Source organism: Comamonas testosteroni (assembly GCF_000761245.1).
In the GTDB taxonomy this organism is placed as follows: Bacteria; Pseudomonadota; Gammaproteobacteria; order Burkholderiales; family Burkholderiaceae_C; genus Comamonas; species Comamonas testosteroni_C.
The window spans coordinates 84,016-90,394 of record NZ_AWOR01000049.1 but is presented as its reverse complement, the minus strand read 5'-3'; the positions used below and the strand labels follow the sequence as shown (position 1 = coordinate 90,394).

Annotated in this window: 7 protein-coding genes; 4 read left to right on the top strand and 3 right to left on the bottom strand. The window is 43.3% G+C overall.

From position 1 onward, the window contains the following. Positions 1 to 58: 58 nt before the first annotated feature. Together P353_RS28165 and P353_RS29235 are read left to right on the top strand one after the other, a co-directional pair. Positions 59 to 571, top strand: coding sequence for a transposase (locus P353_RS28165; RefSeq protein ID WP_420093389.1), 513 nt, complete (start codon positions 59 to 61; stop codon positions 569 to 571). A gap of 210 nt (positions 572 to 781) precedes the next feature. Continuing rightward, complete coding sequence (locus tag P353_RS29235) at positions 782 to 1,426, top strand: hypothetical protein (RefSeq protein ID WP_157839600.1); 645 nt, start codon at positions 782 to 784, stop codon at positions 1,424 to 1,426. Between the two features lie 45 nt (positions 1,427 to 1,471). Here the strand turns inward: P353_RS29235 and P353_RS28160 are convergent, their stop codons facing one another. From P353_RS28160 to P353_RS14825, 3 genes are all read right to left on the bottom strand, one after another. Then, entirely contained in the window at positions 1,472 to 2,812 is a 1,341-nt protein-coding gene (locus P353_RS28160; protein WP_080750551.1) for a DUF3987 domain-containing protein, read from the bottom strand. Positions 2,813 to 2,814: 2 nt separating this feature from the next. Continuing rightward, entirely contained in the window at positions 2,815 to 3,978 is a 1,164-nt protein-coding gene (locus P353_RS27555) for a YagK/YfjJ domain-containing protein (RefSeq protein ID WP_052084873.1), read from the bottom strand. A 153-nt stretch (positions 3,979 to 4,131) separates the two neighbouring features. Continuing rightward, the gene (locus P353_RS14825) at positions 4,132 to 4,404 is read right to left on the bottom strand and encodes a helix-turn-helix transcriptional regulator (protein ID WP_052084872.1); all 273 of its coding nucleotides are present in this window, start codon (positions 4,402 to 4,404) and stop codon (positions 4,132 to 4,134) included. 492 nt (positions 4,405 to 4,896) lie between these two features. Between P353_RS14825 and P353_RS28155 the strand changes: the two genes are divergently transcribed. Both P353_RS28155 and P353_RS14820 read left to right on the top strand, forming a co-directional pair. Continuing rightward, a complete protein-coding gene (locus P353_RS28155; RefSeq protein WP_080750550.1) occupies positions 4,897 to 5,235 on the top strand; it encodes a hypothetical protein in 339 nt (112 codons plus the stop codon). A gap of 30 nt (positions 5,236 to 5,265) precedes the next feature. After that, the gene (locus P353_RS14820) at positions 5,266 to 6,249 is read left to right on the top strand and encodes a DUF932 domain-containing protein (protein ID WP_034370804.1); all 984 of its coding nucleotides are present in this window, start codon (positions 5,266 to 5,268) and stop codon (positions 6,247 to 6,249) included. Positions 6,250 to 6,379 lie beyond the last annotated feature (130 nt).

The window sequence follows — 6,379 nt, the reverse complement described above, 5'->3', positions numbered from 1 at the left end:
AATGCCGCTGACGTCTGGGAGCAGTCGCACCCAGCCATGCTGACTCATTTGTGTGAACATGACCAGATCGATTGGAGCCGGGCCAGCATTGATGGCGCCTCGGTACCAAGCCCCCGGGGGCCAGGAAACGGGCCCTAACCCCATGGACAGAGGCAAACTCGGCTCCAAACGACACATCGTTGTAGATGCCAGAGGCATCCCGCTGGTATCTTGGTCAGCGGCACGACTCCAAGATGTTCGAGAGGTGCCTGGACGCGATTCCTGCGATTGCAGGCTTGGGAGGGCGCCCCGCAAAAGACCATCGAAGTTGCACGCCGACAAGGGCTATGACTACAAACGTTGCCGTGCGCACTTGGGACAACGGGGCATCGCCAGTCGCATTGCCAGGCGAGGCGTTGAGAGTAGCGAGCGACTGGGCATGCATCGCTGGGTGGTGGAGCGGATGCACAACTGGTTTGCAAGCTTTGGCAAACTGCGAATCTGCCTTGAAAGACGACTGGATATCCACGAAGCGCAACTAAAACTGGCAGCGGCGATCATCTGTGCGCGCTTCGTAGATTGGTGGTGTTAGCCACTCTTAGGATTCAGTACGTTCAGCAGGGATGAGCGGCCGCATTCGCTGCACAAAAAACCAACAGTATCCGATAGTGTTTTGCAGCCCATAATACTTCGCGTAGGTCATGATTTCACTCTGCGTTAGCAATGGATCCCCACGAAGATTGCCGATCAGCAGCATGATGCCAACAACAAAAAATCATCAAATATTTTTATAGAAGCAAAAATGAAAATTAATTTTAGAATCTTGAATGAAGAGCCAGAGCAATTGGATGAGATTCTCAAGGCATTTAAAAATGAATGCTCTCCTGACGATCTCGAAGAGATACTTCAAAATAAGGATATCTATGCTTGCAATGGATTAAATGGAGAAAAATCAATCATTAGCAATTACCGAGAGAACTTGCATAAAGGAATTTCCAATGTTCACAGAACCTATTTAGGCCTCATGGGACTTTGTTTTTATTATTCAGATAAAAATTTAACCAATTCCGCATGGTATTATTTTTCACAAGCAAAATACTTTAAGGGTATGCGTGATTCTTGGGATGAAGTTTCAAAACAAAAAGAAATACTTGAATCTCTTAAAGAATTTAAAAAAGATTCCGCAAAAAAGTTAGATGTTTTGGACTTGAAAATTTCCAAGCTATTGCAAGCAATAATTCCAGACCCAAAACGAAAGCCAAATTTAGGTTGGATTGATATTTCAATTCTAATGAATGAAACCAAAGAGGATATACGAGAACTAATAAAAGCTTCGAATTCTCACGCCTCACACACAGACGGAGCAATAAAAAAGAGAATTCATAAATTACTCAAAGAAGATAAAAAACTAAATGAATTATTCAAAAATAATTTAAGTATCAATTAAATCAATTATTTTAAATATTCCTTCAAAGAGCATTGAATTAATTTACTACCATGCTACTTTAAAATTAGCTTGGAAATTATTTCCAATAAAACCATAGTAGTTTTCATTAAGGCATATAAATTCTTTTTTTCCATCCTTAAAAATTTGTAATTTCCCCAAACTAAAAAGATGCCGTACTGAAATATCTAAAATATCAGCTTTCCTCAAGGGTTTCGGGCCGTACCTAAGTAATTCGCTTTTTGGGAAAAACCTTTCCCCTGTCCTTTTATATCTATCAACAATATATTTAAATAGTAAATCCACATCTTTTTGCAGTCTAATTTCCAATGACCCTTCACCAAAAATTCTTTTAGCTTCATGCAAATGCCATCTAACAATTTCAATGGATGATTGAACTGCCCATGGCTGTATTTTATTTATTGGATCGGTAAAATATTGAAGGACGGCTGCGATGCGTATAACTAATTCACCACTTCTACGCATAAACGCTCTAATCTCCTCCCATTCCCCAAAATTTTCTAATGTGAAATCGACATTTTGAATATACTTTTCCCAAAACCCATATGAATTTTCATCGAATTCAATTACTTCTCGAGTAATTTCACTATTTTCTAAATTTTTTGCGTAAATTCGCATTAAATCTTTAACTATTTGGTGGAAGGTATGTGCTCCCAAGGATTCATCTCTGACAGGCATGGAGTTCCATCTATTAGTATCAGATTGCACTCCAGCTTGCGAAACCAGCATTCGCGGCATTAGTCCAGACTCGACAAGTAAATCACCTTTTTTACTGAAAAATCGCTCAAAAGTAACATCCTGCGTCAGCAGGCATAAAGCAACTCGCCTATTGAGCAATCTTGTTGCACCTTGAGTTCTACTAACTTCATTAATTGCAGAGCCATCAAAGCGTTTGCAAAAATAGGGCATGTCCAGTTTATTAAAAATAAGCGCAGCTTCATCCAGAGAATAAAAGATGGAAGATGCACCATCTTTATAAATATCAATAACTCCCTTACTGGTTGCATCCTCAATCAAAAATGGATGGTGTGTTAATATCTCGTGATCACCCCGCCCTGGCACAACATCGGCAGTTAATCTACCCTGCTCAAACTCCTCGAATCCTGCCATCACCTTTTTAAGGACGCTAGACTTCCTGTCTCCAGACTTCGCAATCACGAAAGTAAAGAGGCTAGTTGGCATAATTTCACCATAGGGTGTTTTTACGTCAACCACTCCTTGCACAGCCGCAGACATCCCCGCTAGCATCACTGGTACAACCATCTCGTGTGAAGACTGCGTAGTTGCCACCACTCTGTCTGCAAAATCTCGCAACATTGGCGGCAGTACATCTTTAGGATAAAGTGCTCTTTGGATAAAATAGTTCATTTTTAAAATCCTCTATTCAAGCTGATTGATGATGATCTCTTGGGCCCTGGCTTATTTTTATCGAGTTTTTTGAGCTTTGAGCAGCCAAATGTTCTGAACCCTTCCGGAGCTCTTAATTTCATCGTGACATCAAGCTTTGTAAGATAGTTAGAATATGTACTTAATATTTTCACCAAATCTTCATCGTGGTAATCTATATTACGCAAATATTTGCTATCCCTTTGGCACATACCCAATACATTCCACGCGTAGCTATCATCACCGCACACACACTGGTTCCAATCGTCAGTGATAGCTTTTGAATGAAAATAAGGATTCAGATACTTTGATCCATTAAGAGCGATTAGCCAATGGATATGCAACCCCTTATTAAATCCACACTCAATCTTCCATGCATAGAAAGATAGATCCTTACCGAACATCTTTTGCAGTCTTTTCAGCATGAGATTTCTTTTCATATCTACCGCTGTAAAGTCTTCATTGATCTCTTGATCGGTTTTTAGACGAAACGGCATACGTGGGTTCTCTGCATGGAAACCCCAATCGATTCTTAGCAAAATATTTTTACAGTTAATTTCCCAAGCTTGAAGAGCAACCTTCATCAAATGGCAGTAACGCTCTTTTGAATTTCTATAAAAGCTCTTTATTTCCTCATGCAAGTTATCTTTATTTAAAGCTTCTTTTAGTTGCAAAACAAATTTATTCAAGCCATCAACAATTTCATCCGTACGCTTACCAAAAGCCATTTTGAATTTATGTTCACCATAAATTACAGGCTCAATGAAACCAATGCCCTCAACACTCTCACCACTAGAAGATGTTGCAGCAGCGAAAGCGTTGTAATTCAACTTCATTAAAGGACTGTAATTAATGATGGATGCGTACTCCTCATCCCATCCCAGGACTCTAGACTGACCTGCATGGCTCAGAAGGCTTAATATCTGATATCCCAGACCTGAAGCACGAGCCTTATACGTCATTCCACTCTTCATCTTAAAGAATGGCATTCTTTTTTCATCCAATGAAGCTATATCGACTCCAATATAGTAATACATTAGCTGATCGTAATGCTTTCTTCTTTCTTCGTAATTAATAGTAAAGAAAGAGTCCTCTCTTTTTTTAAAAACAAATCTTTGCAGATCAATGAACTTATCTCTTACGGACATAAGGACTTCCTTAGTTTAATAAATAGGTTTTATAGATACATATATGTATCTATAAAACCTATTTGAATTAATTAATTTCGCATGGTAGATATAAGATAAATCACGGTAATTTACCGGATTTTTATCAGAATAGAATTTAATATTTATAAGAATTTAATTCAACGATTTAGTACCCTGTTTGATCAACTCTATGTAGTTGAAAACATCCTGAAGCACCCATCCCACAGCCTTCTGCCCCAGCTTGATCGGCAAGGGAAAGTCTTTGTCGTAGTACTTCGAGCACTTGTTGATCTTCAAATACACCATCGAGCGTGAGATGCCCAGAATTTGAAGCAGCTTGGGCAAGCGGATCACACTCATATTCGGGCTGATAGCGTCTGCTACAGGCGCCAGGCTTCGGTCGTCATGCTTTGCGAGTTCAGTCATTTGTCACCTCTGTTTTCAGTGAGGTGAATTTCATCGTCTATCTCGGCCACTGGCGATCGACGTGACCAAGTTAAAATTTACTGTCCCAAGCAGATTGACTTTTGGAAAAAGCACCAGGCCCAGAAAAAATTTATGCAACTTATTGTTTTTATTGAATTTTCCATGATGACCGCTTGTGCTTTCTGGAATTTTCGAGATCAGGCGAATTGAGCAGAGATTTAGTTCCCCTCCTCGGAGACCTCAGGGCGAAGACCATCATTCGCCCACTCAGGAATCGCTTCATTACCTGTATTTTTTGCTAGGTTTTATAAAAAATTTTCCTCTTCTGTGACCCAGAAATGGGCTTCAGAGAAGCTCCGGAACAAGAAAACTGAACTCAAAAATTCCTCAATCACATATGACTACAGCGAGCACACTTGGTGATGTGCTTCATCCGATTAAGCCAATGAATTCATTGGCTTATCCACCAAAATGTAGTCACAGAGGAAATCTATGAATAACGATGCAACTTGCCCTGTCTGTGGAAGTCGCAAGGTCGCTCAACGCAATTGGGCTAAGAAGCTTTTTGGTGTCTTGGGCACTGCGGCGGGTGCCACCGGTGGCTTTGCCGGAACGATCAGAGGCGCCCAAATCGGTATGACCGCAGGATCCACGGTAGGCCCTGCAGGAACAACCGCTGGTGGTCTTGCCGGTGCTGTTTTAGGCGGAATTGCAGGTAGTGCAATTGGCTGCGAATTAGGCACAACCGTCGGTAAAAAAATCGACCAACACATGCTTGATAACTTAGTTTGTGCATCCTGCGGAAATTCATTTTCTGAAGCTTCTGCTTAATTACTTCCTTATTTATCGAAATTAATCAACATGGCACATCTCGTAGAAACCATGGCTTATGTCGGCCAAACTCCTTGGCATGAACTCGGCCACGCCCTACCCGCCAAACAGAGCATTGATGCCTGGGCACAAGCTGCAGGTATGGACTGGCGTATTCAGGAAGCGCCGGTTCGTTATCTGGCCACGGATGGAAACTCAGGTCTATCCGGCATATATGGGGAGCCCAAGGAGTTTCCTGAACAAAAGGTTTTGTACCGCAGCGATACCCAAGCTCCTTTATCTGTCGTGGGCAGCCGTTACCAAGTGGTTCAGCCCCAGCAGGTCTTGGAGTTTTATAGGGATCTGACGGAAGTGGCCGGTTATGAATTGGAAACGGCAGGCGTGCTCAAAGCTGGACGCAAATTCTGGGCTTTAGCTCGTACCGGGAAGTCGGCAGCTCTCAAGGGCAAAGATGTCGTCAATGGCTATTTGCTGCTGGCCACCTCCTGCGATGGGACTCTGGCCACAGTGGCGATGCCGACGACAGTGCGTGTGGTCTGCAATAACACGCTGACCATTGCGCTGCGTGATGGGGCCAGTGCCGTCAAAGTCCCCCACAGCACGGCTTTTGATGCCCAGGCGGTCAAGCGTCAGTTGGGTGTCGCCGTGGGCCAATGGGATAGCTTTATGTACCGCATGAAGACGCTGGCCGAGCGCAAGATCAAGACCCATGAGGCGATGAACTATTTTCTCAAGGTGATCTGCAATACGGATCAGCATTCCGATCCCACGGTAGGTCTGACCAATGAGCGTGCGCTCAAAAAGGTGCAGATGCTCTACGAAGGTCATGGTCGTGGTGCTGAGATGCATGCAGCCAAGGACACGGCCTGGGGTCTGCTCTGCTCCGTCACGGAGTTTGTGGACCATGAGAAGCAAGCTCGCAGCCAGGACAACCGCCTGGACAGCGCCTGGTTCGGCCAAGGCTCTGTGATCAAGCAGCGTGCGCTCGACCATGCGCTGCAACTGGTGGCCTGACTGAGCGGCTATGGCTGACTGCAGATGTTGTTGGTCGTCTTCGGGCGATTCACACCTCTTTGACCTTCTTTGCTTTCCTCCAACCCAAGCCACCTTTTGAGGTGGCTCTTTTATGCCCGCAATTTACGGG

What these genes read in the sequence shown, in the direction of transcription:
- P353_RS28165 (WP_420093389.1), top strand. Translation starts at nt 59, where the DNA reads ATGACCAGATCGATTGGAGCCGGGCCAGCATTGATGGCGCCTCGGTAC.
- P353_RS29235 (WP_157839600.1), top strand. Translation starts at nt 782, where the DNA reads ATGAAAATTAATTTTAGAATCTTGAATGAAGAGCCAGAGCAATTGGAT.
- P353_RS28160 (WP_080750551.1), bottom strand. Translation starts at nt 2,812, where the DNA reads ATGAACTATTTTATCCAAAGAGCACTTTATCCTAAAGATGTACTGCCG.
- P353_RS27555 (WP_052084873.1), bottom strand. Translation starts at nt 3,978, where the DNA reads ATGTCCGTAAGAGATAAGTTCATTGATCTGCAAAGATTTGTTTTTAAA.
- P353_RS14825 (WP_052084872.1), bottom strand. Translation starts at nt 4,404, where the DNA reads ATGACTGAACTCGCAAAGCATGACGACCGAAGCCTGGCGCCTGTAGCA.
- P353_RS28155 (WP_080750550.1), top strand. Translation starts at nt 4,897, where the DNA reads ATGAATAACGATGCAACTTGCCCTGTCTGTGGAAGTCGCAAGGTCGCT.
- P353_RS14820 (WP_034370804.1), top strand. Translation starts at nt 5,266, where the DNA reads ATGGCACATCTCGTAGAAACCATGGCTTATGTCGGCCAAACTCCTTGG.